This is a genomic window from Christiangramia forsetii KT0803, assembly GCF_000060345.1.
In the GTDB taxonomy this organism is placed as follows: Bacteria; Bacteroidota; Bacteroidia; order Flavobacteriales; family Flavobacteriaceae; genus Christiangramia; species Christiangramia forsetii.
In genome coordinates this window covers 1451610-1478209 of sequence record NC_008571.1, presented here as the reverse complement: position 1 = coordinate 1478209, position 26600 = coordinate 1451610, and the positions used below count along the sequence as shown (strand labels likewise).

At 36.2% G+C, this 26600-nt stretch carries 29 protein-coding genes; 22 read left to right on the top strand and 7 right to left on the bottom strand.

Annotation, left to right across the window (positions count from 1 at the left end; genetic code table 11):
• Positions 1–262: 262 nt before the first annotated feature.
• The 6 genes from GFO_RS06665 to GFO_RS06640 all read left to right on the top strand — a co-directional run bounded on the left by GFO_RS06665 (position 263) and on the right by GFO_RS06640 (position 5041).
• Entirely contained in the window at positions 263–841 is a 579-nt protein-coding gene (locus tag GFO_RS06665; RefSeq protein WP_011709314.1) for a YceI family protein, read from the top strand.
• Between the two features lie 24 nt (positions 842–865).
• The gene (locus GFO_RS06660) at positions 866–2164 is read left to right on the top strand and encodes a hypothetical protein (RefSeq protein WP_011709313.1); all 1299 of its coding nucleotides are present in this window, start codon (positions 866–868) and stop codon (positions 2162–2164) included.
• Positions 2165–2258: 94 nt separating this feature from the next.
• Positions 2259–2825: a YceI family protein gene (locus GFO_RS06655; RefSeq protein ID WP_011709312.1), complete on the top strand. Its 567-nt coding sequence runs from the start codon at positions 2259–2261 to the stop codon at positions 2823–2825.
• A 46-nt stretch (positions 2826–2871) separates the two neighbouring features.
• Complete coding sequence (locus GFO_RS06650; protein WP_011709311.1) at positions 2872–4149, top strand: acetyl-CoA hydrolase/transferase family protein; 1278 nt, start codon at positions 2872–2874, stop codon at positions 4147–4149.
• Between the two features lie 214 nt (positions 4150–4363).
• A complete protein-coding gene (locus GFO_RS06645) occupies positions 4364–4645 on the top strand; it encodes a hypothetical protein (RefSeq protein WP_011709310.1) in 282 nt (93 codons plus the stop codon).
• Between the two features lie 3 nt (positions 4646–4648).
• Positions 4649–5041, top strand: coding sequence for a group III truncated hemoglobin (locus GFO_RS06640; protein ID WP_011709309.1), 393 nt, complete (start codon positions 4649–4651; stop codon positions 5039–5041).
• Between the two features lie 245 nt (positions 5042–5286).
• Here the strand turns inward: GFO_RS06640 and GFO_RS06635 are convergent, their stop codons facing one another.
• From GFO_RS06635 to GFO_RS06620, 4 genes are all read right to left on the bottom strand, one after another.
• Positions 5287–6054: a universal stress protein gene (locus GFO_RS06635; protein WP_011709308.1), complete on the bottom strand. Its 768-nt coding sequence runs from the start codon at positions 6052–6054 to the stop codon at positions 5287–5289.
• Between the two features lie 90 nt (positions 6055–6144).
• Positions 6145–7188 carry a response regulator gene (locus GFO_RS06630; RefSeq protein ID WP_011709307.1) on the bottom strand — a complete coding sequence of 348 codons (1044 nt, stop codon included), beginning with the start codon at positions 7186–7188 and terminating at the stop codon, positions 6145–6147.
• Between the two features lie 15 nt (positions 7189–7203).
• On the bottom strand, positions 7204–8466 hold the full coding sequence (locus tag GFO_RS06625) for a PAS domain-containing sensor histidine kinase (RefSeq protein WP_011709306.1): 1263 nt from the start codon (positions 8464–8466) through the stop codon (positions 7204–7206).
• 67 nt (positions 8467–8533) lie between these two features.
• A complete protein-coding gene (locus GFO_RS06620) occupies positions 8534–8758 on the bottom strand; it encodes a hypothetical protein (RefSeq protein WP_011709305.1) in 225 nt (74 codons plus the stop codon).
• Positions 8759–8902: 144 nt separating this feature from the next.
• Here GFO_RS06620 and GFO_RS06615 point away from each other — a divergent pair, with 144 nt between their 5' ends.
• Positions 8903–9736 carry a universal stress protein gene (locus tag GFO_RS06615; RefSeq protein ID WP_011709304.1) on the top strand — a complete coding sequence of 278 codons (834 nt, stop codon included), beginning with the start codon at positions 8903–8905 and terminating at the stop codon, positions 9734–9736.
• Between the two features lie 165 nt (positions 9737–9901).
• Here GFO_RS06615 and deoD read toward each other — a convergent pair whose 3' ends face one another.
• From deoD to hemN, 3 genes are read right to left on the bottom strand one after another with little or no spacing between them, the layout of a single operon-like run.
• Entirely contained in the window at positions 9902–10600 is a 699-nt protein-coding gene (deoD, locus tag GFO_RS06610; protein WP_011709303.1) for a purine-nucleoside phosphorylase, read from the bottom strand.
• Positions 10601–10610: 10 nt separating this feature from the next.
• Entirely contained in the window at positions 10611–11249 is a 639-nt protein-coding gene (deoC, locus tag GFO_RS06605) for a deoxyribose-phosphate aldolase (RefSeq protein WP_011709302.1), read from the bottom strand.
• Positions 11250–11293: 44 nt separating this feature from the next.
• Positions 11294–12658: an oxygen-independent coproporphyrinogen III oxidase gene (gene hemN, locus GFO_RS06600; RefSeq protein ID WP_011709301.1), complete on the bottom strand. Its 1365-nt coding sequence runs from the start codon at positions 12656–12658 to the stop codon at positions 11294–11296.
• A 198-nt stretch (positions 12659–12856) separates the two neighbouring features.
• On the opposite strand from hemN, the gene GFO_RS06595 reads away from it, so the two are divergent.
• The 15 genes from GFO_RS06595 to GFO_RS06525 all read left to right on the top strand — a co-directional run bounded on the left by GFO_RS06595 (position 12857) and on the right by GFO_RS06525 (position 26597).
• Positions 12857–13357 (top strand): c-type cytochrome, encoded by a 501-nt coding sequence (locus GFO_RS06595; RefSeq protein ID WP_011709300.1) that lies wholly within the window; start codon positions 12857–12859, stop codon positions 13355–13357.
• 31 nt (positions 13358–13388) lie between these two features.
• Positions 13389–13976, top strand: a complete 588-nt coding sequence (locus GFO_RS06590) for a fasciclin domain-containing protein (RefSeq protein WP_011709299.1) — start codon at positions 13389–13391, stop codon at positions 13974–13976.
• A gap of 12 nt (positions 13977–13988) precedes the next feature.
• The gene (nosZ, locus tag GFO_RS06585) at positions 13989–15953 is read left to right on the top strand and encodes a Sec-dependent nitrous-oxide reductase (protein WP_011709298.1); all 1965 of its coding nucleotides are present in this window, start codon (positions 13989–13991) and stop codon (positions 15951–15953) included.
• Between the two features lie 144 nt (positions 15954–16097).
• Positions 16098–16721, top strand: a complete 624-nt coding sequence (locus GFO_RS06580; protein WP_011709297.1) for a hypothetical protein — start codon at positions 16098–16100, stop codon at positions 16719–16721.
• Positions 16718–17149: a nitrous oxide reductase accessory protein NosL gene (locus GFO_RS06575; RefSeq protein ID WP_011709296.1), complete on the top strand. Its 432-nt coding sequence runs from the start codon at positions 16718–16720 to the stop codon at positions 17147–17149. The genes GFO_RS06580 and GFO_RS06575 overlap by 4 nt, the downstream gene beginning before the upstream one ends.
• A gap of 265 nt (positions 17150–17414) precedes the next feature.
• The gene (locus tag GFO_RS06570) at positions 17415–18665 is read left to right on the top strand and encodes a nitrous oxide reductase family maturation protein NosD (RefSeq protein ID WP_041250041.1); all 1251 of its coding nucleotides are present in this window, start codon (positions 17415–17417) and stop codon (positions 18663–18665) included.
• Positions 18652–19362: an ABC transporter ATP-binding protein gene (locus GFO_RS06565; RefSeq protein WP_011709294.1), complete on the top strand. Its 711-nt coding sequence runs from the start codon at positions 18652–18654 to the stop codon at positions 19360–19362. The genes GFO_RS06570 and GFO_RS06565 overlap by 14 nt, the downstream gene beginning before the upstream one ends.
• Positions 19355–20137 (top strand): ABC transporter permease, encoded by a 783-nt coding sequence (locus GFO_RS06560; RefSeq protein ID WP_011709293.1) that lies wholly within the window; start codon positions 19355–19357, stop codon positions 20135–20137. Before GFO_RS06565 ends, GFO_RS06560 begins: the two co-directional genes overlap by 8 nt.
• A gap of 200 nt (positions 20138–20337) precedes the next feature.
• Entirely contained in the window at positions 20338–22152 is a 1815-nt protein-coding gene (locus GFO_RS06555) for a hypothetical protein (protein WP_011709292.1), read from the top strand.
• 35 nt (positions 22153–22187) lie between these two features.
• The gene (locus GFO_RS06550) at positions 22188–22799 is read left to right on the top strand and encodes a thioredoxin family protein (protein ID WP_011709291.1); all 612 of its coding nucleotides are present in this window, start codon (positions 22188–22190) and stop codon (positions 22797–22799) included.
• Between the two features lie 79 nt (positions 22800–22878).
• Entirely contained in the window at positions 22879–23307 is a 429-nt protein-coding gene (locus tag GFO_RS06545) for an RrF2 family transcriptional regulator (protein WP_011709290.1), read from the top strand.
• Positions 23308–23316: 9 nt separating this feature from the next.
• Positions 23317–23787 carry a hemerythrin domain-containing protein gene (locus GFO_RS06540; protein WP_011709289.1) on the top strand — a complete coding sequence of 157 codons (471 nt, stop codon included), beginning with the start codon at positions 23317–23319 and terminating at the stop codon, positions 23785–23787.
• 121 nt (positions 23788–23908) lie between these two features.
• Positions 23909–24640 (top strand): iron-sulfur cluster repair di-iron protein, encoded by a 732-nt coding sequence (gene ric / locus GFO_RS06535; RefSeq protein ID WP_011709288.1) that lies wholly within the window; start codon positions 23909–23911, stop codon positions 24638–24640.
• 184 nt (positions 24641–24824) lie between these two features.
• The gene (locus GFO_RS06530) at positions 24825–26036 is read left to right on the top strand and encodes a hypothetical protein (RefSeq protein ID WP_011709287.1); all 1212 of its coding nucleotides are present in this window, start codon (positions 24825–24827) and stop codon (positions 26034–26036) included.
• 126 nt (positions 26037–26162) lie between these two features.
• Positions 26163–26597 (top strand): RrF2 family transcriptional regulator, encoded by a 435-nt coding sequence (locus GFO_RS06525; protein ID WP_011709286.1) that lies wholly within the window; start codon positions 26163–26165, stop codon positions 26595–26597.
• Positions 26598–26600: the final 3 nt, after the last annotated feature.

Sequence of the window (26600 nt, the reverse complement as noted above, 5' to 3'; positions counted from 1 at the left end):
AGTATCCAAAATATGCAGTTTTGAAAAAGAGCTGCAACAAATAGTATATCATGCTCAATCTTTAAAACAGCAAAAAATATTAGATACAAATTTTGAAAAATAAATGCCGTAAAAATATGACGAGCGTCAGGGAATGCTTTTTTTCTAAACATAACGTTTTCGGCACTTAACAATATATTCAAATATTCCAAAACCTGATTTTCATCATAATTTACCTCCCATTCCTACTGCATCTTTGTACCGATTTAAAAATGTAATCGATATGAAACCTTACAAAACTCTCGGGATGTTTATAGCAGTTCTACTTCTAAGCTTTGGAGTAAATGCTCAATCCTACAAACTGAACAACGAAGCTTCCAGTCTCCTTATAGATGGTACTTCTAATATTCACGACTGGACAATCGAAGCTAAAAATACCAGTGGTAACCTAACTGCTGAATTTGATGAAGGTAAGTTAGATGAGATAGATAAATTAGAATTTACCGTGATAGTCGAAAGTTTAGTGAGTGGAAAAAGTGGAATGGATAAAAACACTTATAAAGCTTTAAATACAGATAAATATAAAGAGATCACTTATAAACTCAAAAAAGTTGAAAGTATCGAAGAAGTTTCTACAAAGGCTTATAAAGTGACAACTATTGGAAGTCTGGAAATAGCAGGGACAAAGAAGGATATCAAACTCAATTTTAACCTAAAATCAGAATCCAATCATATTATTCTTACAGGCGATTATCAATTCAACATGACAGAATATGGAATAGAAGCCCCTACAGCAATGTTCGGAACTATAAAGACGGGTGAAAAAGTAACCGTAAAATTCGAAACTCAATTTAATAAATAGAAGCAACCATAAAATTTAGAAACCATGAAAAATTCAATCAAATATTTCGTATTGCTGCTCGTAGCCGTTTTTGGCCTCCAGATGCAAGCCCAGGAAGATAGCTTTTTCAAAAGATCCTTATTTGATCGTGACTTTGATAACTTTAGAAATCCTGATCAAACTGGAATTAATGAATTTGAACCTGAAAAAGACAGCCTTACCAATTTTGGTGGTATAAATGTAAGAGTTGGTGGTGCATTCGCGCTGCAGTTTCAGGATATAGACCATGAAAATTCAGGAAATGAATCAACTCCAGTTTTACAGGACATTGGCGGTAATTTTAATCTTGCTACCGCGAATTTAGATTTCCAGGTGATGTTATATGATGGTGTTCAGTTACACCTTAGAACATATTTATCTTCTCAACACCATACCGAAACTTACGTAAAAGGAGGTTATCTTCAAATAGACAAATTAGACTTTATTAGTGAAGGTTTTGCTGAAGATCTTATGAAACATATGAGAATCAAAATAGGCCACATGGAGAATAACTATGGTGATGCCCACTTTAGAAGATCTGATAACGCAATGGCTCTCTATAATCCATTTGTCGGTAACTATTTAATGGACAGTTTTACCACAGAAGTTGGAGCTGAAGTTTATTATTTCAATAAAGGATTCCTGGCTATGGTAGGTGCAACGAATGGTAAATTGAATCAGTCTGTTACCAATCCTAAAAACACCAGCCCTTCCCTACTCGCAAAAGTTGGATACGATGATTATCTAAATGAGGATCTAAGATTCAGATTAACAGGTTCTGTGTATCATACTAACCAGACTGCCAGCGCTTATTTATATAGTGGTGACCGTGCAGGATCCCGTTATTACAATTTATTTACTGATATAGACGGCGGAGGTGATGGTTTTAGATCTGCAAGGGTAAACCCGAATCTTAGAAACGAATTAACTTCTATTATGGTAAACCCTTTCGTGAAATATGGCGGACTTGAATTCTTCGGAATCTACGAAAGAGCTTCTGGGAAAGCAGCAGCAGAAAGTGATACAAGGGATTGGAACCAGTACGCAGGGGAACTTATCTACAGGTTTGGAACAGATGAAAAACTATATGTAGGAGGACGTTATAACTACGTAGATGGAGAGCTGGCCACTGGTGAAGAGGTAAGTGTGGATAGATTTAATATTGGCGCTGGCTGGTTTATGACCAAAAATATCCTGGCAAAGATTGAATATATGAATCAGAGTTATTCTGATTATCCGCTTACCGATGTTCATAACGATGGTGATGCTGATGGAATTGTGTTTGAAGCCGTGATAAGTTTCTAAATTTTGAATGCTGATTTTTGAGTGGAGTTGCTTGATCACCCATTTTAAGTAGCTCTGCTCAAAATTCTTTCTTATAATCTCAAATTTCTTAATCATGAAACGTTTTTTAATTTGTGCAGGATTTTTGCTTTTTTCAGTGCTTCTTACTGCTCAGCAAGATTTTAAAAATGAAATTATCAAAATTCTAAAAAGCAGTGAATTAGTAATCGCTGGTAGCACAAACGTTAACAAATTCAACTGTGAATTTGATATTAACAAAATCAGCGGTGAACGAACTGTTCAAATTTCAGAAAAAGATAACACGTTATATTTCAAAGATTTTGAACTTCATCTGGAAATTGACGCTTTCGACTGCGGAAATAAACGAATGAATTCAGATTTTCAGGATCTGTTAGTTTCAGAAGAATTTCCTGAGATCGTAATTTTCTTGAATAATGCTGAATTAATTTCCGAAGAGTATGCAAAAGCGATGATAAGCCTGGAAATTGCAGGACATAAAAGACATTATGAACTACCTGTCCATCTTGATAAGAACAGGTTCCAGGGAACTTTAAAAATAAATATCACAGACTTTCAATTAGAGCCCCCAAAAAAAGCCTTAGGTCTTATAGAAGTTGATGAAATGATAGAAGTACAATTCAATCTAGTAGTGAAAAATTGATATAAGTGCCGCAAATCTATTAAATTATAAAAAAGCTAAAATCACCATGAAAAGTCTAAATATCGTCAGTGTTCAGGACGCAGTAAAGGAAATAAAATCTAATCAGCGTGTGTTTGTACAGGGAGCCGCTATGACCCCAAATGTATTAGTAGATGCTTTGTGCCAAAGATATAGCGATCTAAAAAATGTAGAGATCATACAAATTCATACTGAAGGGAAAGCGCTCTATACTGAACCTCCTTATCAAGATTCCTTCAAAACGAACAGCTGTTTTGTAGGCGGAAATGTGAGAAAAGCCGTGAATTCAGATTATGGTGCCTATATTCCTATTTTCTTAAGTGATATACATTTACTCTTCCGAAGAAATATTTTACCTCTGGATTTTGCCTTTATTCAGGTCTCTCCGCCAGACAAGCACGGATATTGTTCTTTAGGCGTTTCAGTAGACATTACGCTACCGGCCATACAGAACGCGAAAAAAGTAATTGCGCAAATTAATCCAAACGTTCCCAGAACCCATGGTGATGGAATTATCCATATTAGCCAGATAGACGCCGCAATAGAAATAGATCAGCCAATTCATTCTGCCCATTTATCTGAACCTACCGAAATCGAAAAACAGATAGGAAAACATGTAGCCGAACTTGTTGAAGATGGAGCTACTTTACAAATGGGCATTGGTGGAATCCCGAATGTAGTACTGAATAATCTCACGAATCATAAACGTTTGGGAATTCATACGGAAATGTTTTCAGACGGAATCCTGCCATTGATCGAAAAAGGAGTGATTACCGGAGAGGAAAAACAGGTCAAAACCGGAAAGCTGGTTACCTGCTTTGCCGTAGGTTCTCCAAAGCTTTATGATTTTGTAGATGATAATCCCTTAGTACATTTTAAGGAAGCTGCTTATACCAACGATACAGCCATTATTCGAAGAAATCCCAAGGTAACTGCCATTAACTCGGCTATTGAAATAGATCTTACCGGACAGGTTTGTGCAGATACCATTGGTAAAATTCAATATTCCGGGGTTGGTGGACAAATGGATTTTATAAGAGGTGCGGCACTTTCTGAAGGAGGAAAAGCTATTATCGCCATGCCTTCCGTTACAAAAAATGGAGTTTCTAAAATTGTTCCGTACCTGAAGGAAGGAGCCGGAGTAACTACAACGCGCGCACACGTGCATTATATTGCTACGGAATACGGAGTGGTAGACTTATTCGGTAAAAATCTGAAACAACGTGCCAAAGCACTTATTTCTATTTCACATCCAGATCACAGGGAAGAACTTTCAAAACAGGCATTCGAGAGATTGAACGCATAATTTTAGCTAATTCTTTTAGCAAGTGAAATGAAGCGAGGTGATTTCGTCATAGAAATTGCTTCGCTTCATTGCGTTGTGCTTGCAGTTACATCTATTACTTCATTCCATAAGTTGAATTTCCATATTTTAGGATATTTCCCATTTCCTGACTCCCGTCATATTTTAAAACTACCACCTTGTATAATTTTACAGTAGAAATAAAAAATTAGAAATCATGACTTTTTATCAAAAACAACTTTCAGAATTCACTAGAGATTTTTATGCCGGAGCAACTACAGGTATCATAGTTTCCAGCTGTTTGGGGTCTATCGCAGCCATGCTTGTACTAATGAATGGACATGGATTAGTAGACATGATTCAACTTGGACTTATCGTTGTAGTTTGTATGTGGTTTAATGCATCTGTGCTTGCGCAGCTAAAATCTAAATTTGTATTCAATTCTTTAATTATAAGTCTTTTGGTAAGCACTACTTTTATTCTTATCAATATACTCTAGTCTATGAAAGAAGATTTAAAAGAACGTGCCGATATTAATAAACTGGTTGTAACTTTTTACAGCAAGGTTAGAAAGAATGAAGAAATAGGTTACTTTTTCAACAATACTATTGAAGATTGGGATGAGCATTTGGAAAAGCTTACCGATTTTTGGGAAAGTAACCTGTTCTTTACTGGCAGTTTCCGAGGAAATCCTGCCATGGCACACGTAAAAGTAGACATGGAACATAACAATAGTATCACAGAATATCATTTTGGGATCTGGCTCAACCTTTGGTTTCAAACTATAGACGAGCTATTTGAAGGAGAAATGGCTCAGCGATTGAAGAATAATGCCCGCAAAATGTCTACACATCTTTTCCTAAGAATCTACCAGGGACGCCAGGCTAAATTATAATTACTGCTACCATCCATCTTCGTAACATAGAATAGAGAAAGTTTTTAAAAATTACTACTTAGAAAATACATCATGCTGAAGTTCTTTCAGCATCTATTTTACGTTATATATTACTTAAATTTTATTTACTGCCGAAAAATACTTAGCCTAATAAAAAGACTCTGAAAACGATTCAGGGTGACGTTATTAATTGTAATGCTAAAACTATCAGTTCAGAATAAACTATTTAATATTACGAGAAAAAGTTATCCATGGTACACAAATATGGGAATTTCAATATCCATATTTGCTGTAAATCCATACTCGGTATGCAAGAGCCTGTCGCATATATTTAGATTCTTCCCGAAAATAAAAATGATATCAAATTCTTTCTGAATATTCTTAAACAGGTTCCTGGTAAAAAAAACAGGTGCTTTAAAAGGAATGCTATCTTTAGTATTTTCTGAATATTCCTTATCTACATCTTTTATTTCTAACAAGGTAAATTCTGAAGTATTCAGATAGGCAAGATTATCAAAAATCTTTTGTTGTTCAAGAGTAGACAAAATAGTACGGTCTACCGGAAAAACTGCTTTTCTGGGATTTTCAAAGTTACATCCTGCAGGAACTGCTATAATATTGCACTTGATCTTGCGTACCACATCATAGGCATGATCTCCCAGAATGGGATGGGCATGTTCTTCCTGGCTCACGGCTCCTATAAAAATAAGGTCGATTTTCTTTTCCAGCATTGCCTTTCTAACTGCACTGATAAGATTTTCAGAAGAAAGTATGGTATTAAATTTATGTTGCTTGTTCTTCGTATAATATTCCAGAATTTTCACTCCCAATTCCAGGTTATGTAAAGTACCAACTAACTCTTTATCCAAAAGTTTATGAGCAGATCTATCAAAATTGAAATTATGGATATTCAGTAAATAGAAATTTGCTGCAGTCTTCTGGAGAAAATCTACGGCGTATCTACCCGCATTATCGGAGGTATCTGAAAAATCGGTAAGAATTAAAACATTCATGGATTATCACTTAATACAGCGAAATTAAGTGAAGTCCTCAACCAAAAAAATGATGAAAATCAGTTATTATTCATTAAATAAAAGACCTTCTTATTTGACCATTTTTAAAGCTTCAGAATTAAGCAATTTGATGTTACGTCCTTCGATCTCTATAAGCCCTTCTTTTTTGAATTCTGAAAGCGTTCTAATCAAGCTTTCTGGTGCCATACCGGCTACTCCGGCAAGATCTGCCCTGGATATGCGAATACTTTTTAGTGGATGTTTTTTAATTCTTTCTGCAAACATCATAATGGTTTTGGCTGTTTTCTTTCTAACAGATCCGTAAGCCATATCCATTAATTGCTGCTTCAATTCAGAAAGGTTATTACTTAGTACCTCCACAAGCTGCATGGAAATTTTTGGATTTTCAGAAAGTATTTTATGAAACTCTTCTCTGGAAAGAGCGTACAACTGCGTGTCTTCCATAGCCGTTGCATAGTCTTCATAAGATGATTGAGGATCATCTGCGTGATTCCCAAAAAAATCATCTTCCTTATAAAGTTCAGTGATCAGTTCTTTTCCCTGGTTGTCTATACGATGAACCTTAACTACGCCCCTTTTCAGCAGGTAAAAGAAATTGGCATGCTTATCTTTTTCGTAAACGCTTTCTCCTTTTTTAATAAACTGTAAATCCTGTTGTTGAAAAATTGTTCTTAAATCGTCCAGCGTTTTAAGTTTTTCATCATTTCTTGCAACAGGATTTCCATTTCTATTGGCATTGAGAATTGCCACTTTGGCCAGCCTACTTTCAATAGCACTTACTAACTCTTCTTCTTCAAAAGGTTTGGTCAAGTAATCATCAGCCCCAAGATCCATTCCTTTTCTAATATCTTTATGCTCTGTCTTTGCTGAAAGGAAAATAAATGGAATATTGAGCGTATTAGGATTTTTGCCCAGTGCCTCCAGCACTCCATATCCGTCAATTTCCGGCATCATGATATCACACACGATAATATCGGGAAGGTTTTGTTCCGCTTTTTCGATACCTAGCATCCCGTTACTCGCTGTAATTACATCATAATTAGAGAGTTCGAGAAGTTCTGCCGTATTCTCTCTTACAGTCACATCATCTTCAATTAGCAATAATTTTTTCATATTGTTTCTCTAAACTTAGTTTTCTGTATATGAATTATTCATAGGAATCTTCACCTTAAATGTGGTTCCTTTGTTTTCTACACTCTTAAATTCAATGGTACCTCCCAGATTCTCAAGATGTGTTTTGGCAATATTCAACCCAATACCGGTTCCTTGATCCAGCAACGCATTCTCAGCTCTAAAATACCTTTCAAAAATATGCTTCTGATCTTTCTCCGGAATTCCCCGTCCCTGATCTTCAATTTTAAAAATAATTGACTCTCTTTCAAATTCTACCATAAATTTAATGAGCGTGTTCTCCGGAGAATATTTTATGGCATTGCCCAGCAGGTTAGAAAGGATCAATTCTAATATCTTTTCGTCCATATAGAGCTCTACATCTTCTATGTCTTTGGGATAATTGATTTCCTGCCCGTCTTTTAAGGTAATATTCGCATTATATATCACCTCGTTAATCAGTCGCTTTAAACCGAATTTTGAAAATTTATATTGTCCCCGGCCACTATCCAATCGCTCTATTGATAGAAAATCATTAAGGATATTATTTAGATAATGCACCTTATTTCTAATCGTTAATAAGTGCTTTTCCCTTTTCTCCTGCTGTTCTTCCTTTATATATTTTTCTGCCAGGGTTGCCGAAGTAAGAATTCCGCTTAATGGGGTTTTAAATTCATGAGATACCAGAGAAAGGAATTTTGTTTTTAGATCACTCAGTTCTTTCTCTTTTTGAAGCGCATCCTTGATCTTTTTTTCAGCTTCTTTTCGCCGATTTATTTCCTCTTCGAGATCCAGATTTAAGTCCTTTAAATCATCTACACTTTCGCGTAATTCCAGGGTTCTTATTTTTATCTTTTCTTCAAGTTCACTGTTTAGTTCCTTTATTTGCCTTTGTGTCTCTTTTCTAACGCTAATATCTATCACAAGCGACATTACATAATCTTCGCCGTTCATCTTAAATGGATTTAGACCGGCTTCTACAGGAAATAATGTACCGTCTTTTTTTGCTCCATACAGATCCCTGCCATGCCCCATCTGACGCTTTTCACTATTATCAAGGAATTTATTAAAATGATTATGGTGCCGGTGATGATATTTCTTAGGAATTAGGATGTCCAGATGTTGGTTAATAATCTGCCCCTTTTTGTATCCAAACATTTCTTCTGCCGCGGTATTAGCTACGACGACGATTTGTTTAGAATTGACCACGATAATACCTTCAGAAGCTGCCTCAAAAAGAAGGTTAAATAGGTTTTTATTATCAAGAAAAGTATCCTGCAAATTAAGTTCTTTTTAATGAACCTTAAAGGTAAAATCTTTTTTTAAAAATAACAGAGGTATGATAAGATTAGTCTTTTAAAGTTGGTGAGTAATCCTCGTAAAGATCATCAAAGGTTTTTTTAGTAGAGTATTTATCGGTAAGTACCTTATAGACTGTAAATAAAAGAAAGAGCTGACCAAAACACATAAGATAAAAAAGGACACTAAATGAGAAATCCAGCATAGATAAAATGCTTAGAAGCACCAAAATCAAGGTGGTAATGATCAGAAAAAACATACCAGTAACTCTCATTTTTTTATATATAATTTACTGAATTTCAACCCCATTTACTCCTAATAATTCGCTAAAAATTGAAATAATTTCTTCAAAATGTTGACGTGTGTCATATTTTCCACTAGAAGAATTAATTAGATTTGATTATAAAATTTTCAAACCATGAAAACTATACTCGTACCCGTAGATTTTTCAGAATATTCAGAATATGCTCTGGAAGTTGCTGCCAGTATTGCAAAAAAACAAAATGCTGAAATTATTGTGCTCCATATGATGGGCCTCTCGGAATCTTTTCTTACCAAAGATGAAAAACAAGAGGTATTTAATGCCATCTATTATATGAAACTTACCAGGAAGGGTTTTCAGAAATTGCTGGATAAAGACTATCTAAATGGATTAGATATTCAAGAAGTGGTCACCACCAATAAGGTCTTTGCTGAAGTTAATGAGTTAGCATCAGAATATAAAGCCGATCTAATTGTAATGGGTTCCCAAGGATCAACCGGCATGAAGGAAGTTTTTATTGGTTCTAATACTGAAAAAGTAGTACGTACTTCAGATATTCCAGTACTGGTTATAAAAGAAAGAACTTCTAACTTTAATATTGAAAATGCAGTTTTTGTAACCGATTTTGAACCTGACACTCTAAATTCATTTATAAGGGTAAGAAAATTCTTTAAAGTTTTTAACGTGGAACCCAAAATACTGTTCATTAATATCCCTGAAAAATTTATGAGTTCCAGTGAAATGAATCTAAAAGCCCATAATTTTTTAATCGATGTGGGAGTGGATAATAAGGAGATTAAAGATGAAATTATATTCTATGATGATTACACCGCAGAAAAAGGAATCTTTAATTACTGCAATGAATTGAAAATTGATGCCATCGCTATTCCCACACATGGTCGACAAGGTTTAAGCCATTTCTTTTATGGCAGCGTAGGAGAAGATGTTGCAAATCATGCCAATATTCCGGTAATTACTTTTAAGATTTAAACTGCTAATTTTTTTAGCAGTAAGTAAAATTTATGTAAAAATCCTGATGATTTAATCTCAGGATTTTTATTCGTTTGGTAAGTAATAAACCGAATTTAAAGCTATTGATAATTTGAAATAGAATCAAAGATGACAAATATCTTCAGCGAGAACTTACCACTAAGTTTAGAAAATATTCAGTGCGATTTTTACCATCTGGCTCAGTTTGTTTTCCCTTACTTCAGAAGAAACTTCTTCTCCATTTACCAGTGAATCTGAAATGGTAAGAATAGACAGGGCTTTTACTCCAAATTTTGCGGCCAGCGTATATATTCCTGCCGTTTCCATTTCAGCACAAAGAACTCCGTAGGAAGCCCATTTTTTATAATAATCGGGATCATCGTCATAAAAAATATCTGAAGAAAGCACATTTCCGGCTTTAAAATGTATATGTTCTTTTTCGGCATAATTTACTGCCTGCATCAAAAGATCAAAATTTGCCGTTGGGGCATAGTCGCCGCCATTAAAAGTCTGGCTATTCATAGACGAATTAGTTGAAGCAGACATGGCAATAACAATATCCATTAAATTCAGGTCTCGTTGAAATGCCCCGGCACTGCCTACTCTAATTAAGTTTTTAACGTCATATTCTTTTATGAGTTCGTTACAATAGATCAAGGTAGATGGGATGCCCATCCCCGTTCCCTGTACAGAAACCTTCCTGCCTTGGTAATTACCTGTAAAACCAAGCATTCCGCGAATATTATTATAACAAATGCTATCTTTAAGAAAGGTTTCCGCGATCCATTTAGCACGTAACGGATCTCCGGGAAGCAAAACGGTTTCTGCTATCTCTCCTTTTTTAGCTTCAATATGTATGCTCATTGTTTATTAGTTATGAAACGATCTTTATTCCCGAAGAGGTTCCTATTCTAGCTACTCCCAGCTTAATATATTTTCTGGCGGTTTCAGCATCCCGAATTCCACCGGAGGCTTTGATTTTTACCTGATCTCCAACCATTTCTTTCATGATCTTTACATCCTTAAGGCTGGCACCCCTGCTTCCAAAACCAGTCGAGGTTTTTACAAAATCTGCGCCGGCTCGCATTACCAGGTTGCTGGCAAACCTAATTTCGTCTTCAGAAAGGTAACAGGTCTCTATGATCACTTTCAAAATCTTATCGCCAATGGCCATTTTTATTTTTTCAATTTCAGCTTGTACAAGATCTGATTTTCCATCTTTTAAAAAACCAATATTCATAACCATATCAATTTCATCTGCACCATGAGCAATAGCGGTTTCAGCTTCCTTAGTTTTAGATGCTGTAGAAGATGCGCCCAGAGGAAAACCAATGGTCACCGCAAGTTGAACTTTAGAACCTTCCAGAATTTCTTTTGCATTTTTCACACGACTACTATTAACACAAACTGCATAAAATTTATGTTCTATGGCTTCTCTACAAAGCTTTTTAATTTCTAAAGTAGTTGCGTGGGCTGCTAATAAAGTATGGTCTATATAGTGGTTTAGTTGCATTGTAGTTTTTATTTAAAACCTCAATTTATTTATTTTTATCTAAATTAAATGGTCATGGAAAATAATTGGTTTTCTGGTTTTTGTCTTTGTAGGCGCATATCAAAGGCCATACATACATTGCGAACAAAGGGTCTCCCTTTTTCGGTTACTTTCAGGAAATTGGTGTCAATTTCAAGGAGTCCGTCCTTTTGCATTTCCTTTAAACTGAAAAGTGTTTGTGGTAATGCCTTAAAAAATTGATTGCCGGTATACCACGAAGTTTGCAATTTGCACATCAGGTTAAGAATGTGTTTCCTAATGATAAGATCTTCCTCATTCAAAATATGACCTCGATAAATTGGTAAAATATTATTTTCTACCAGGTTTTGATATTCTTCAACATTTTTCACATTTTGGGCAAAACCATACCAGCTATCACTAATGGCTGAAACTCCCAACCCAATCATAGTTTTTGTTTTAGAAGCAGTATAACCCATAAAATTCCTATGAATTCTTTTATTTTCTAAGGCTTCAAAAAGGCTGTCTGAAGGTAACGCAAAATGATCCATTCCAATTTCTACATAACCGGCCTCCAGTAGCATTTTTTTTCCTGTTTCATATTGTTCCCGTTTGCCATCGGCGCTGGGAAGATCTTCATCTTTAAAACCTCTTTGACCATTTCCTTTAATCCAGGGTACATGGGCGTAACTGTAAAATGCGATTCGATCTGGCATTAATTCTTTGGTACGCTCAATAGTATGTATAATATGCTCTTTGGTTTGAAACGGTAAACCGAATATAATGTCATGTCCAACCGAAGTGAAACCATTGGTACGCGCTTCTTCAGTAACTCTTTTTACATTCTCAAAAGGCTGGACTCGGTGTATCGCTTTCTGAACCTGCTCATTGTAATCCTGTACACCATAGCTTACCCGGGTAAAACCAAAAGAGGAAAAAAGGCTTAGATGTTCAAAACTGGTATTATTGGGATGGCCTTCAAAACTCAATTCGGCATCTTCCGCTTTAAGGGATTTCTTAAAAATACCGCTTAGCAATAATTTCAGATTTTCTGCGGAAAAAAAAGTGGGCGTTCCTCCGCCAAGATGAAGCTCTTTTATAATTGGTATTTCATCAAAAAGATTGCAATACATTCCCCATTCTTTTAAAACAGATTCCAGATAGGGAACTTCTACCGAATGATTTTTGGTGATCCGCTTATTGCAACCGCAAAAAGTGCATAAACTTTCGCAAAATGGTAAGTGTATATAAATACTAATACCTTCAGAATGATTGCTTTCCTGGAAACTTTTCTGCAGGCTCCTCTTCCACTCCTTATCGTTAAAACTGGTTTCATCCCAATAAGGTACTGTTGGATAACTGGTATAGCGCGGTCCTGCTACATTGTATTTAGAAATTAAATTCCCTTCCATTTTATTAGATATTAAAGGCCAAAATTAATGGTTAGCATAGGCCTAAAACATGATGCTCATCATCAAATTCCATTTTCAAAGAATAAATCAAAAAGAGAAACATATTAAAAAAAGACAATTTTATCCTTAATATGATTTTGGTCATATTTTTTGAGGTGCTTTACCTCTAATTTTGACTTATAATTAATCTCTATCAATATGAAAAATGTAATAAAAAGCCTCTTTTTATTTGGATTCGCACTACTTATAAGTTGTGGTGGGAAAGAGGATAAAAAAGACAAAGAAGAAATCCAGCTAGGAAATTACGAGAAAAAAGAAGTCCAAAAAGCAAAACCGGCCTCTTCTGAAGTTAACATGATAGATATGGATAACAAAGGAATTGGGCCTGTAAAAAATCTTGAATTACCAGATGAAATAGATCAGGCTATGGCGGCTAAGGGAAAAGTAATTTTTGATTCCAAATGTCTTGCCTGTCACAAACCTACCAAGAAATTTATTGGTCCTGCACCAATTGGTGTTTTAGAAAGAAGATCTCCGGAATGGGTGATGAACATGATACTCAATCCAAATGAAATGGTAATTAAAGATCCTATTGCTAAGCAACTACTCATAGATCATAATGGTAGTCCTATGGCTAATCAGGGATTAACCGAGGAGGAAGCCCGTCAGATCCTGGAATATTTCAGGACCTTGAAATAATCAATTCATAGCTCAACCAAAACCAATAGATATGAAAGCTATACTTCAAACTTTATTTCTCCTTTTCGCCGGACTAATTATTTCCGGCTGCGGAGAAAATCAGAAGGCCAATATCGAGACCGACCTTTCAAATTCTGAAGAGTCTACTATAAATTCTTCAGAAAGACAGGGCCAGGCATTTATTAAAGATGATGAATCTGAACCTACCGTTCTAGACATTGCTATAAATAGTGAAAATCATACTACTCTAGTGGCAGCAGTGCAAGCAGCTGAACTGGAAAATGTTCTAGTAAACGCAGGTCCGTTGATGGTTTTTGCACCTACCAATGCAGCTTTTGAAAAACTTCCCGATGGAACCGTGGAAGAATTGCTAAAACCTGAAAATAAAGAAAAACTGGCATTTATACTGAAGCATCACGTAACCCCCGGAAATTATGATAAAGAATTTCTGAAAAAGTTTAAAAAGCTGGGACAGGCAAGTGATGAAAGTATAACGGTAGAAGTAAAAGGTGATGATGTGTATGTTGGTGGTGCAAAAATTATTGCAAGCATTCCAGCTGGTAACGGAATTGTTCATGTAGTAGATCAAGTAATTCTTCCTGAAAATCAAACTAATTAAACTTTATTAATCATGAAAAAATCTATAAAAATAATCGCATCACTCCTGCTGGCAACTGGTATATTTAGTTGTAATAACAGCGAGCAAAACAAAGAAGGAGATCGTGGTGCATTGGCATCAAACGCGGCAGAAAAGGTGTATGTGGCTCCCGGAGAGCATGATGATTTCTACGCATTTATTTCGGGTGGATATAGTGGAAACCTTACAGTATACGGCCTACCTTCGGGAAGAATGTTTAAAGAGATCCCGGTTTTCTCACAATTTCCTACCAGCGGATATGGTTATTCTGAAGAAACAAAACCGATGCTAAATACTTCTCACGGATTTATACCCTGGGATGATTCCCACCACCCCGATATTTCACAAACTAATGGAAAACTGGACGGTAGATGGATTTTTATAAATGGAAATAATACGCCTCGAATTGCTAAAATCGATTTAAAGACATTTGAAACTACCGAAATTATTGAAGTACCAAACTCGGCGGGAAACCACAGTTCATCTTTCGTAACCGAAAATACCGAATATGTAGTTGCAGGAACCCGGTTCTCTGTACCAATTCCTCAAAGGGATATGCCCATCAATGAATATAAGGGAAATTTTAAAGGTTCTCTCTCTTTTATAAGCGTTGCGCCAGAAACCGGCCGGATGAATATCAAATTTCAGTTAATTATGCCGGGATTCGATTATGATCTTTCTCACCCTGGTCGTGGAAAATCACATGGTTGGTTCTTCTTTACCACTTATAATACCGAAGAAGCAAATACACTTTTAGAAGTTAATGCTTCTCAAAATGATAAAGATTTTATCGCTGCGGTAAACTGGAAAAAAATTGAAGAATATGTGAACAATGGAGGCGGTAAAACCATGCCGGCTAATTATGCTCATAATGTGTATGATGATCATACTCATACCGCCACTTCTACCATGAAAAAGGAAGTGTTAGTTGTAGATCCATTGGAAGTTCCTGGAGCTGTTTTCCTATTGCCTACTCCAAAGTCCCCACACGGTGTTGATGTAGATCCATCGGGCGAATATATTATTGGAAATGGTAAACTTTCTGCAGATTTGACAGTGCATTCCTTTACTAAAATGATAGATGCCATAGAAAATGAAAAATTTGATAGCGATGCGTACGGTATTCCCATTCTTAATTTTGAAGATGTATTAGCAGGAACCGTGAAACAAGCCGGTTTAGGACCACTTCATACGGAATTTGATGGTAAGGGTAATGGATATACCACCTTCTTTATTTCTTCAGAACTCGTAAAATGGAATCTGGAAACCCGTGAGGTAATAGACCGCAAACCAAATTATTACTCGGTAGGTCACGTAATGATTCCGGGTGGAAACTCTAGGGAACCATTCGGAAAATATGCCGTATCTATGAACAAGATTACCAAAGATCGTTACCTGCCAACAGGTCCAGAACTGGAACATTCTGCTCAGTTATTTGATATTTCAGGAGAAAAAATGGAATTGCTGTTAGATTTTCCTACCCATGGTGAGCCTCACTATGCTGCCGGGATTCCTGCAGAATTAATTAAAGATAATTCTCAAAAGATCTATAAACTGGCCGAAAACAAGCACGAATATGCTGCCCTTTCTCCTGCAGATGCTCGCGTTGAGCGTAAAGGTAATGAGGTGCATATTTACATGACCATGATTCGCAGTCACTTTACACCAGATAATATTGAAGGAATAAAAGTGGGGGATAAAGTGTATTTCCATATTACTAACCACGAGCAGGATTTTGATGTACCGCACGGTTTCGCTATGATTGGCGCGAATAACGCCGAGTTACTAATTATGCCCGGGCAAACCAAAACACTTACCTGGGAACCTAAAAAAGTCGGGGTATGGCCATTCTACTGTACAGATTTCTGTTCAGCTTTACACCAGGAGATGCAGGGTTACATAAGGGTGTCTCCAAAAAACTCCGATATAGAGCTTAGCTGGTCCCTTGGAGAAGATTAAGTTTAATTAGTTGAAATCCAACTGAATTATCCCCGAAATATTCAGTTGGTTCCAAAGACAGGGGCTTTCGTGATTGCCCCTGTCTTTTTAAAAACATTAAATATAATTATAGACAGTTCACCGATAAGGTTCAAAACTTAAAACATGAAAAAAGCAGGTATCATAATGATCATTGGTTCTTTACTGTTATTGGGCCTTTTCAAATTTCCTTTATGGAATATTATGTTAGGGGCACCACAATATCCCGATCCTTTAGGAATGGACATTTATATTTCGGGTATTCAGGGTGTACAGGAATTCGATATTCAGAATATAGATGGGGTTAATCATTATATTGGAATGCAGAAAATTCCAAAACCCGAAGAAATGTGGGAGTTTAATATTTTTCCCTTGGTGATTGGGAGCATGGCGGCACTGGGAGTTATACTAGGAATTTTGGGTTCTTTCGGAAAAATAAATTACTGGTGGTTTTTAGGCTGGCTTATCTTAATGTCGATTCTCGGGGTACTAGGTATGTACGATTTTAATGCCTGGCTTACCGATTACGGGACCAATTTAGATCCTCACGCGATCATGAAAATGACCAATCCAGATGGTTCTCCCATGAGTTATAAACCGCCGCTATTCGGACACCAGAAAATGCTGAATTTTGATGTGGATTCTTTTCCAGCTTTGGGCGGCTACCTCCTTTTCGCGGGAATGCTACTTACGTTAATTGCATTTTTTGTTGGAAAGTTTGAGTGGAACAAAAAACACAAACTATCATGAAAAAGCTATTCTTCTTGCTAATTATCACCCTGATTTTTAGTGCCTGCGAAATAAGTCCGCAAGCAATAAATTACGGGAATGAAGCCTGTGAATATTGCAACATGACTATTGTAGATCAGCAATATGCGAGTCAGTTAGTGAATAAAAATGGGAAAGCTTATAATTTCGATGCTATAGAGTGTATGATCCATTATTCCGAAGATATCAAAGAGAAAGAATACCAATTATATCTTATAAATGACTTTAAAAATCCCGGCACTTTAATAGACGCTAAAACAGCATACTATTTAATTAGTCCGGAAATATCAAGTCCTATGGGTGCCAATCTTTCCGGCTTTGCTTCCGAAGAAGATGCGAAAAAAGCTGAAAGCAACTATGATGGCCAACTTTATAACTGGGCTAATATTACTAAAGAGATTAGTAAATAACTAGTGCTATTACAAACGAATTCAATTAATCTCTCTGCTGGCTTTTTGGAATTTGTAGATTGCTTTGAGCTTTAAAATGAGATTATCAAATTAAACTCTTAATCTTTCTGTATTGAGTGTTTAAGTATTCGTTAATCTTATTATTCCCGAAACCTCCCAGGTTTTATAAAAATTCAATCAATATAAGATGATTGGATCCAAATGAACGAAAACCTGTCTTTCGTCATAGGTTTGAAATATGTCTCCATGTAATTTAGTCTATATAATGAAGAAGTTTTTTTACATATCACTCATTTTTCTGAAGTTTTCAGCTTACACACTTGCTGCGCAAAACATAGAGGTTTGCGCTTCCTGTGAAATTAAAACCCTTACAGAAGCAGTAGAAAATGCCCGGGATTTCGATACTATTTTTGTAAAAAAAGGGATCTACAAAGAATATAACATTGGCATAACCAAACCGCTCACTATTATTGGAGAAGAGAACGCAATGATAGATGGTGAAAACAATGGGGAGATCATTACCATTCAGGCAGATAATGTCACTATAGACGGACTTAAGATTGTAAATGTAGGCACCAGTTATACCACAGATTATGCTGCGGTACGCGTAGTGAAAAGTGAAAACTTCCTGCTTCGGAATTTAAAACTTGAGCAGCTTTTCTTCGGATTATACCTTGAAAAAGCTAAAAATGGCAAAATATTTAATAATACCATCATTGGAGATGCAAAGGAAGAATTCAGTTCCGGAAACGGTATTCAACTTTGGTATTGCCAGAATGTGGAAGTTGCCGGAAATAAGGTGCAGGGCGTTCGGGACGGTATTTACCTGGAATTTTCCGATGAGATCACGATTAGTGATAATATTAGTTCTAACAATCTTCGCTATGGCCTGCATTTCATGTTTTCAAACCACGATACCTACGTAAATAATCTTTTCGAGAACAATGGCGCCGGAGTGGCGGTGATGTTTTCCAAATTTATTACCATGAAAGGCAATACTTTTAGAAAGAATTGGGGTACTGCCTCTTTTGGTTTGCTATTGAAAGAAATAAACGATTCTGAAATTCTCAATAACAACTTTGAAGAAAATACAGTGGGCATTAATATTGAAGGTTCCAACCGAGTGAACTATATCCACAATGATTTTAAGAATAATGGCTGGGCAGTAAAAGTACGTGGCGCTTGTTACAACAATATTTTTGAAAGCAACAATTTCCTATATAATTCATTTGATGTATCCTATAACAGCCGGCTTAACGAAAATAATTTTGACCGGAATTACTGGAGCAATTACACCGGTTACGATTTAGACCGAAATGGGATTGGCGATGTACCCTACCGGCCGGTGAAACTATTTTCGTATATCGTAAACCGTACTCCGGAGACCATCATTCTCTTGCGCAGCTTGTTTATCGATATCATCGATTTTTCTGAAAAAGTCTCGCCCATTTTCACACCCGATAATCTTATTGATGAACATCCATTGCTAAAACCTGTACGTCATGATTCAAATTGAATATTTACATAAAAAGTTTGGTACCAACCAGGTGCTCAAAGGCATCGACCTGGAAATAGAACAGGGTGGCATATTTGCCGTTTTAGGGCCTAATGGTTCGGGAAAAACCACGCTTATCAAAAGTATTTTGGGCATGGTGATCCCAGACTCTGGAAATATAAAAATTGGTGAGAAGATGGTGAGAAACCAGTGGAAATATAGAAATGAGATCAATTACCTTCCACAAATTGCCAATTTCCCAGGTAACTTAAAAGTCAAGGAACTTATAAGTATGATCAAGGATTTGCGTACCGGAAAAACAGCCGAAGATGATCATCTAATAGAACTTTTCAGGTTACAGTCTTTTTTGGATAAGAAATTGAGCAATCTTTCAGGAGGGACCAAGCAGAAAGTAAATCTGGTACTCACATTCATGTTCAATTCACCGCTTATTATCCTGGATGAGCCAACCACCGGTTTGGATCCTATCTCACATCTTCGTTTAAAAGAACTTATAAAAGTCGAAAAAGCAAAAGGAAAGACCATTTTAATAACCTCCCATATTATGAGTTTTGTTGAAGAAATTGCCGATGAGATCGTGTTTCTTCTGGAAGGGAAAATCTATTTTAAAGGGAATATTACTAAGCTAAAAGCTAAAACCGAACAGCCGGACTTTGAACATGCTATTGCCTCCATTTTAACTACAAGTGATGCTTAAAATATTAAAATACAGTTTTTTCGACCTGATGCGAAGCCGTTGGAGCTACGTCTATTTCCTTTTTTATTTATTACTCGGGATCGTGCTTTTATTTCTAAACAACGACCTTTCCAAGGCGGTCATCACTTTAATGAATGTGATCATTGTATTAGTGCCGCTAATCGGGACTATTTTCGGGGTGATGTATTATTATAATTCGCGGGAATTTACCGAACTACTCCTGGCTCAGCCCGTAAAAAGAAGTTCTATTTTTTTAGGACAGTATTTTGGAGTTGCTTGTTCCCTGGCCATGAGCCTAGTGATTGGTTTAGGATTGCCATTTGTCTTCTACGGAATATTTAATAGCAATGCCATTTGGGATTTTTCATTATTACTGGTTACTGGTGCATTCTTAACACTCATCTTTACTGCGCTGGCTTTTGTGATCGCGCTAGCCAATGAAAATAAGATCAAAGGTTTTGGGTACGCCATTCTATTGTGGTTATTTATGGCAGTGATCTATGACGGACTTTTCCTTATGTCCCTGGTCTATTTTGAAGATTATCCGCTGGATAAGTTTTCCCTAGCCGCCACCATGCTGAATCCTGTAGACCTTTCGCGAGTACTTATTCTCCTAAAATTAGATATTTCAGCATTATTGGGATATACCGGTGCGGTATTTCAGCAATTCTTTGGCACCAATTTCGGTTTGATCATTTCAGTAATCATGCTGGCACTTTGGGTGTTGATCCCTACCGGAATTATTTATAGAATGGCAAAGCGTAAAGATTTTTAAAATACAAAAAATCTTAAAATTTTTTGTTTCCCCTCACCCGGAACTGAAAAACAGTTCCGACCTCCCCGAGGGTGAGGTAAAAACATCCACCTTATATGCTCAAAGCAAAAGCATTTAAAATTTTTTAATATCAAATTATATGATTTCTGTCATATTTAAAAAATTCCAGGAGTCCCATCTTTGAGTTTCAAAAAATTAAAATGCAAACACTTTCACCACACAGTTTTCATATTCCAGTTATGGGACTGGCGTTTTCTATAGATTCGCCAATTAAAGTAGCCTGCTACGGGATTAGTTCTACCATGTCTATTATTGAAGACAACCTGATAGAGACGATGCGCAAGCATTATTACCGTGAAAACAACGAGGAATATATTCCAATTACCACTAAAGAACCCGATTATAGAGCCAGGCGAATAAGCGATTATTTGAATTTGGTTCAGCGTATCGTTAGTTCTAAGATTGAAAAATTGAAGAATTCTGCGATAGAAGCAGGATCTGAGCTTTCTAAATATTTTGAAATGTTGCCAGATGACAGCATTTTAAAAGAAAAATATCTGAATCTTCTTTCTTCGGAAGATGAACAGGAACAGGAACAACTTCTATCCAGTTTAAAGAAAAATATTGTTCCCGGCGCCATTGAGGTAAATGTGATGACCAAAGTTGATAAAGATAATACAGACAGCGAGGGATTACCTATTGAGAACGGCTCTGATGCGCTAATTTCTTTAAAGGCATATGCTGAAAGTGAGCTGGATAATTCGGCCATTATCTTTTCTGCCGGAATGAACCCAAGGCTATATAATTACCTGGAAAATTTCAGCGAATTTGATGCTTCAGGCTGGGGAGAATTTAAAAAAAGAGTCATCATAAAGGTGAGCGACTACCGTTCAGCGCTCATCCAGGGAAAATACCTGGCCAAAAAAGGAATCTGGGTAAGTGAATTCAGGATAGAATCTGGTCTTAATTGCGGCGGACATGTTTTTGCCACCCAGGGATTGTTATTGGGACCTATTTTGAAGGAATTTAATGAAAACAGAGAAGAGCTGAGCGAAAGTCTGTTCAGTTTGTACTCCGCAGCGCTCGAACAAAAAGACAAACCGGGATTTTTGAGTCCGCACCCCATAAGAATTACCGTTCAGGGCGGGATTGGCACTTTTGAAGAAGATGCCTTACTGCGTGAACATTATGGAATGGACGGCACCGGCTGGGGCACTCCATTCCTACTGTGCCCGGAGGCAACTACGGTAGATGACCAGACGATGGAGATACTGCTGGCTTCTGGCGAAAAAGATGTGATACGGAGTAAATCTTCACCTTTGGGAGTAGGTTTCAATTATCTGAAAGAAACTACAGGCGAAATTGAACGTTTAAAACGAATAGAGAATAAAGTTCCTGGAAGTCCCTGTACTGAAAAGTTCCTGGTTTCGAATACCGAATTTACCAAAACTCCTATCTGCACGGCTTCGCGGAAATATCAGAAAAAGAAAATAGCTCAGCTATCTGATTTAAATCTTTCTGAAGCTGAATATAATCGCCAAATGGATGAAGTATTGAGCAAAGAATGTCTTTGTGTGGGTTTAAGCAATTCGGCTTCCTTAAAATATCAGGCTCCATTTCTTAAAAAACAGCATGCGGTGACCATTTGTCCCGGTCCAAACATCGTTAATTTTAATAAAAAAGTAAGTCTGAAAGAAATGACCGACCACATATACGGGCGAACTACGCTCTTAGCAACGAAAGATAGGCCACATTTTTTTATGAAAGAACTTCAGCTATATCTCGACTTTTTTAAAGAACAACTGGAAGAAGTGACAACACCCGATAAAAGAAAAATACGGGAATGGAACAATTTTTTAAAAAATTTAAAGAACGGAATCGCGTATTATCATAGCTTGGTGAAAGAAAAAGTGGTTTCTAATGAAAACAATTTTAGAAAAACCCTGAAACTGGCAGAAGTTGAAATACACAGAATGCAGGAACAAATCCAACGCTGTTCTTTGCAACTAACCTAAGGTAATAATATAGAATTTTTAAAGATTGATACTTTATGAAAGAGATTATAGAAAATAGCCTGAAAAATGCAATGGAATATTCTCAATATCAGCTTTTATTTAAACAGCTGGTAGAAAAAGGACGAACTACCGGTGAAGAAACTGACGAAAAGATCAATTATACTAAACTAAATTTTAGCAGAAGTAAACGTCTTGACAAAACGATTAAGCTTTCAGAAAAAGAAAAGCAATGTTTTAAAAATATCCGTGAAAACCAGACCTGGCTGGTCATTACCGAGCCCTGGTGTGGAGATGCAGCTCAAAGTTTGCCATTTTTCAATAAGATTGCCCAAATTTCAGAAAAAATCGCGCTGAAAATAGTTTTGCGAGACGAAAATCCAAACCTGATGGACGCATTTTTGACCAAAGGCTCCCGTTCTATTCCCAAACTTATTATTTTAAATAAAGAAAAGGAAATCTTGAATGTTTGGGGTCCACGCTCTTCAGCCGCCACGAAACTGGTTCAGGATTATCTTGAAGAACATGGGAAAATAGACGATATCGTAAAAACCAATTTACAGCTTTGGTATAATCAGGATAAAGGGAAGGCTATACTAACAGAACTACAGGAGCTGGCACTTTATGAAAAACGTACAGCAAGTATCTAGAAAAAGATAAACTTTGAGTTTTATTTAAGGATAAAAATGTCCTTAATTCTGATAGAATCTTATCTTTATAAAAAAGGAAATGTTCTCAAAAGCCTGCGAATATGGAATTCGCGCAACTTTATATATCGCCCATCAGTCACAAAACGGAATGAGGTCTAATCTTGGAGAAATTGCACGGGCTGTGAATTCTCCCGAAGCATTCACTGCCAAGATCATGCAGAAATTGTCTAAAAATGAGATTGTAGCATCCAGAAAAGGGCCATCTGGTGGTTTTTTTATTGACCCTTCCAGCAAAACAAAACTTATAGCGATTGTTCAGGCGATAGATGGAGACCTCATCTATAATGGCTGCGGACTCGGTTTGCAGGAATGTTCAGAATCCTTGCCCTGCCCTCTTCACGACCAGTTTATAGCCATTCGCGGAGATTTAAAAAAAATGCTGGAACATACAGAAATTATGAGCCTGGCAGGAAAACTAGAATCTAATAAAACATTTTTAAAGCTTTAAATAGAATTTATGGAAAATAATAAGCCAATCAAACGCCACGAAGCACTAAAGCCACTTAGCCGCCAGCATCATTTTGGATTGTTATTCTCATGGAAACTTCGAAAAGGATTTTCTGAAAATGTTTCTGTGGAACGATTGAAAAACTATGCTGATTGGTTTTTTGAACATGAAATTGCCCCCCATTTCAAACTAGAAGAAAAGTATATTTTTAGTATTCTGGAAAAAGAGCATGAATTGATAAAACGAGCTTTAAAAGAGCACCGTCGTATTAAAAGATTGTTCAATGATACCAAAAATCCTGAAAAATCACTTAGTCTACTGGAGGAAGAACTACAGGCACATATTCGGTTTGAAGAGCGTGTTTTATTTAATGAAATTCAGAAATTGGCTACTACAGAAGAGTTTCAGAAAATTGAACAAATACATCTGGAGATCAATTCAAAAGAAGAATATCAGGATCCTTTCTGGGAAAAAATTTAGCTAAAAAAAAATTTAAATTTATTTCGGATAAAATTATCCTTTTTTATGATGAGAATCATATTATAGATTCCTAAATAAGGTGAAATTTGAAGAAAATCATTAAAAATCAGAAACCTGTATTATGGAAAATTTAATAGAAAAGCCAATAGGACAAATAGTTGCAGAAGACTACCGCACCGCACAAATATTTAAGAATCACAAAATCGATTTTTGTTGTCAGGGAAACCGAAGCATTCAGGATGCCGCAGAAAAAAGTAAAATAGATGCTCAGTTGGTTATTGATGAAATTAATGCCGTGCAGCAAGCCGAACAGGAAGGTACTATCGATTTTAAATCCTGGCCTTTAGACCTGCTTGCCGATTATATTGAAAAAACACACCATCGCTATGTGGAAGAAAAGATCTCTGTTTTAAAACCCTATCTTGAGAAATTATGCCGGGTACATGGCGAACGGCATCCAGAATTATTTGAAATTACCGAGCATTTTAATAAATCTGCCGGTGAACTTGCATCCCATATGAAAAAGGAAGAAATTATTCTTTTCCCAGCCGTTCGTAAAATGGTGCAGGCCAAACAAACCGGAATTAAATTGGAGAAACCTCATTTTGGGACAGTAGAAAATCCTATTCAAATGATGATGATGGAACATGAAACCGAAGGTGAACGTTTCAGACTTATTGAAAAGCTGAGCAATAACTACACACCACCTCAGGATGCCTGTAATACTTACCGGGTTACTTTTGCCCTTCTTCAGGAATTTGAAAATGACCTGCACCGCCATATTCATTTAGAGAATAACATTCTGTTTCCAAAGTCGGCTGAATTGGAGAAGGAACTCAACGGGCAAGTTTAAAATTCATTTATAAAAAATGTAGAAGCTGTCTTAAAAGTTTATTTTCATTAAAGTGAAGTTGTTTTCATGATTTTGAAATATTCGAGTTACGTAGCTCTATTCTTCAATAAATTCAGAATGATAGCGTATCGTAATTTTAAGACAGCTTCTTTTTACATTTGGGTAGCATTAAAAATTCCGCTAATTGCAGTTAATTAAAAAACATTCCAACTTGGGGCTTGCTTATTTTCTTCTGGTGGGCACGATGGGCGTTTTTTTAAGACTATTTTATATTTTCCCAGTTCCTGCAACTTATAAGTTCGTGGTTCATGCACATTCCCATGTTGCTTTACTGGGCTGGGTTTATATCGCTTTGATCACTCTTATTTACTGCTTACATTTTTTTGAAGTAAAAAAAAGCGCACTTTACAAACGTATCATTTGGTTTACAAATATCTGTATTATGGGAATGCTGCTTAGTTTTCCTGTACAGGGGTACGCTCTGTTTTCCATAATCTTTTCCACGCTTTTTTTAATTGCTTCCTATTTTCTGACCTGGTTCTTCTTTAAGAATATTCCTGAAAAACGTAAGAAAATGCTCTCCTGGAGGTGTATCAAAGCTTCGTTATGGTATATGATCTTTTCGAGTATTGGCCCCTGGGCAGTTGGTGGTATTATGGCTACACTGGGAAAGGCTACGGTTTGGTATAAGATCGCTATTTATTTTTATCTGCATTTTCAGTATAATGCCTGGTTTATCATGGCTTTAATTGGAATATTATTTTTTATAGTTGAAAAATCTGGTCTAACCATAGACCGAAAAAAGTTTAAAATGTTTTTTCTACTACTGAATCTGGGAGTCATTCTCAGCTTCTTTCTTTCGGTGCTTTGGATTAAGCCACCGGTAATTTATTATATTTTGGCAGGTACAGGAGCTATTTTACAATTGGTGGCATTTTTATATTTTTTCAGAATAATCCAAAAAATATGGCCAGATCTTAAAATGATATTTTCTCCAATTGTTCAATATCTCTCAAAGCTATGCGGAATATTATTAATAGTTAAAATCGGGTTTCAACTGATTAGTGCACTCCCCTATTTTGCCAACCTTGCTTTTCTTTATCAGGATTTTGTGATTGGCTATCTACATTGGACATTTTTGGGGGTAGTAAGCTTGAGTCTTTTGGCTTTTTTGGAACATTTTAAACTGATAAAACTTAATTGGCTAATATTGACCTTATATCATATCGGGTTTATCTTTTCTGAAATTCTAATCTTTTACAAGGGAATGAGCCTTTGGCTGAGATGGCCTAGATTTGCTGAACAGCCTTTACTTTTAGTATTTATAAGTGCATTGGTCCCTTTAGCGGTAGGTATTTTACTAATAAGAAATTATTACCCAAAAAGTAAAGTTTGAATTAGCTTTATCCTCATATTCTTATTTCTGAAAAGGAGCAAAAAATTTATGAATATCTTATTTATGATAATTTTGTCCGAAATAAGAAAATAATATACCTTTGAAGTAATTTCTAATCTTATAAGAATGTTTTCAAAAGCTTGTGAATATGGTATTAAGGCCAGTACATATATAGCCTTACAATCGTTGGAAGGACAACGTGTGAGCCTTAAGGAGATTGCAGGTGAAATTGATTCCCCCATAGCTTTTACCGCTAAAATATTGCACCAATTGGCCAAGAATGATATTTTGGTATCGGTTAAAGGGCCCTATGGTGGATTTTATATACCTAAAGAAAAGATTGACGTGATTAAGCTGGCTGCTATTGTTTATGCAATAGATGGTGATTCAGTCTATACTGGATGTGCTTTAGGATTCAATGAATGTAATGCCAGTAAACCATGTCTCCTGCATGATAAATTTGTTGGTATTAGGGATGAACTTAGAGAAATGTTACAAAACACAAGTCTTTATGAATTAACGGCTGGATTGGAAACTAGCCTCACCTACTTAAAAAGATAAAAA

Excerpts from the sequence above, each read along its gene's own strand:
- GFO_RS06665 (WP_011709314.1), top strand. The coding sequence starts at position 263 with ATGAAACCTTACAAAACTCTCGGGATGTTTATAGCAGTTCTACTTCTA.
- GFO_RS06660 (WP_011709313.1), top strand. The coding sequence starts at position 866 with ATGAAAAATTCAATCAAATATTTCGTATTGCTGCTCGTAGCCGTTTTT.
- GFO_RS06655 (WP_011709312.1), top strand. The coding sequence starts at position 2,259 with ATGAAACGTTTTTTAATTTGTGCAGGATTTTTGCTTTTTTCAGTGCTT.
- GFO_RS06650 (WP_011709311.1), top strand. The coding sequence starts at position 2,872 with ATGAAAAGTCTAAATATCGTCAGTGTTCAGGACGCAGTAAAGGAAATA.
- GFO_RS06645 (WP_011709310.1), top strand. The coding sequence starts at position 4,364 with ATGACTTTTTATCAAAAACAACTTTCAGAATTCACTAGAGATTTTTAT.
- GFO_RS06640 (WP_011709309.1), top strand. The coding sequence starts at position 4,649 with ATGAAAGAAGATTTAAAAGAACGTGCCGATATTAATAAACTGGTTGTA.
- GFO_RS06635 (WP_011709308.1), bottom strand. The coding sequence starts at position 6,054 with ATGAATGTTTTAATTCTTACCGATTTTTCAGATACCTCCGATAATGCG.
- GFO_RS06630 (WP_011709307.1), bottom strand. The coding sequence starts at position 7,188 with ATGAAAAAATTATTGCTAATTGAAGATGATGTGACTGTAAGAGAGAAT.
- GFO_RS06620 (WP_011709305.1), bottom strand. The coding sequence starts at position 8,758 with ATGAGAGTTACTGGTATGTTTTTTCTGATCATTACCACCTTGATTTTG.
- GFO_RS06615 (WP_011709304.1), top strand. The coding sequence starts at position 8,903 with ATGAAAACTATACTCGTACCCGTAGATTTTTCAGAATATTCAGAATAT.
- deoD (WP_011709303.1), bottom strand. The coding sequence starts at position 10,600 with ATGAGCATACATATTGAAGCTAAAAAAGGAGAGATAGCAGAAACCGTT.
- deoC (WP_011709302.1), bottom strand. The coding sequence starts at position 11,249 with ATGCAACTAAACCACTATATAGACCATACTTTATTAGCAGCCCACGCA.
- hemN (WP_011709301.1), bottom strand. The coding sequence starts at position 12,658 with ATGGAAGGGAATTTAATTTCTAAATACAATGTAGCAGGACCGCGCTAT.
- GFO_RS06595 (WP_011709300.1), top strand. The coding sequence starts at position 12,857 with ATGAAAAATGTAATAAAAAGCCTCTTTTTATTTGGATTCGCACTACTT.
- GFO_RS06590 (WP_011709299.1), top strand. The coding sequence starts at position 13,389 with ATGAAAGCTATACTTCAAACTTTATTTCTCCTTTTCGCCGGACTAATT.
- nosZ (WP_011709298.1), top strand. The coding sequence starts at position 13,989 with ATGAAAAAATCTATAAAAATAATCGCATCACTCCTGCTGGCAACTGGT.
- GFO_RS06580 (WP_011709297.1), top strand. The coding sequence starts at position 16,098 with ATGAAAAAAGCAGGTATCATAATGATCATTGGTTCTTTACTGTTATTG.
- GFO_RS06575 (WP_011709296.1), top strand. The coding sequence starts at position 16,718 with ATGAAAAAGCTATTCTTCTTGCTAATTATCACCCTGATTTTTAGTGCC.
- GFO_RS06570 (WP_041250041.1), top strand. The coding sequence starts at position 17,415 with ATGAAGAAGTTTTTTTACATATCACTCATTTTTCTGAAGTTTTCAGCT.
- GFO_RS06565 (WP_011709294.1), top strand. The coding sequence starts at position 18,652 with ATGATTCAAATTGAATATTTACATAAAAAGTTTGGTACCAACCAGGTG.
- GFO_RS06560 (WP_011709293.1), top strand. The coding sequence starts at position 19,355 with ATGCTTAAAATATTAAAATACAGTTTTTTCGACCTGATGCGAAGCCGT.
- GFO_RS06555 (WP_011709292.1), top strand. The coding sequence starts at position 20,338 with ATGCAAACACTTTCACCACACAGTTTTCATATTCCAGTTATGGGACTG.
- GFO_RS06550 (WP_011709291.1), top strand. The coding sequence starts at position 22,188 with ATGAAAGAGATTATAGAAAATAGCCTGAAAAATGCAATGGAATATTCT.
- GFO_RS06545 (WP_011709290.1), top strand. The coding sequence starts at position 22,879 with ATGTTCTCAAAAGCCTGCGAATATGGAATTCGCGCAACTTTATATATC.
- GFO_RS06540 (WP_011709289.1), top strand. The coding sequence starts at position 23,317 with ATGGAAAATAATAAGCCAATCAAACGCCACGAAGCACTAAAGCCACTT.
- ric (WP_011709288.1), top strand. The coding sequence starts at position 23,909 with ATGGAAAATTTAATAGAAAAGCCAATAGGACAAATAGTTGCAGAAGAC.
- GFO_RS06525 (WP_011709286.1), top strand. The coding sequence starts at position 26,163 with ATGTTTTCAAAAGCTTGTGAATATGGTATTAAGGCCAGTACATATATA.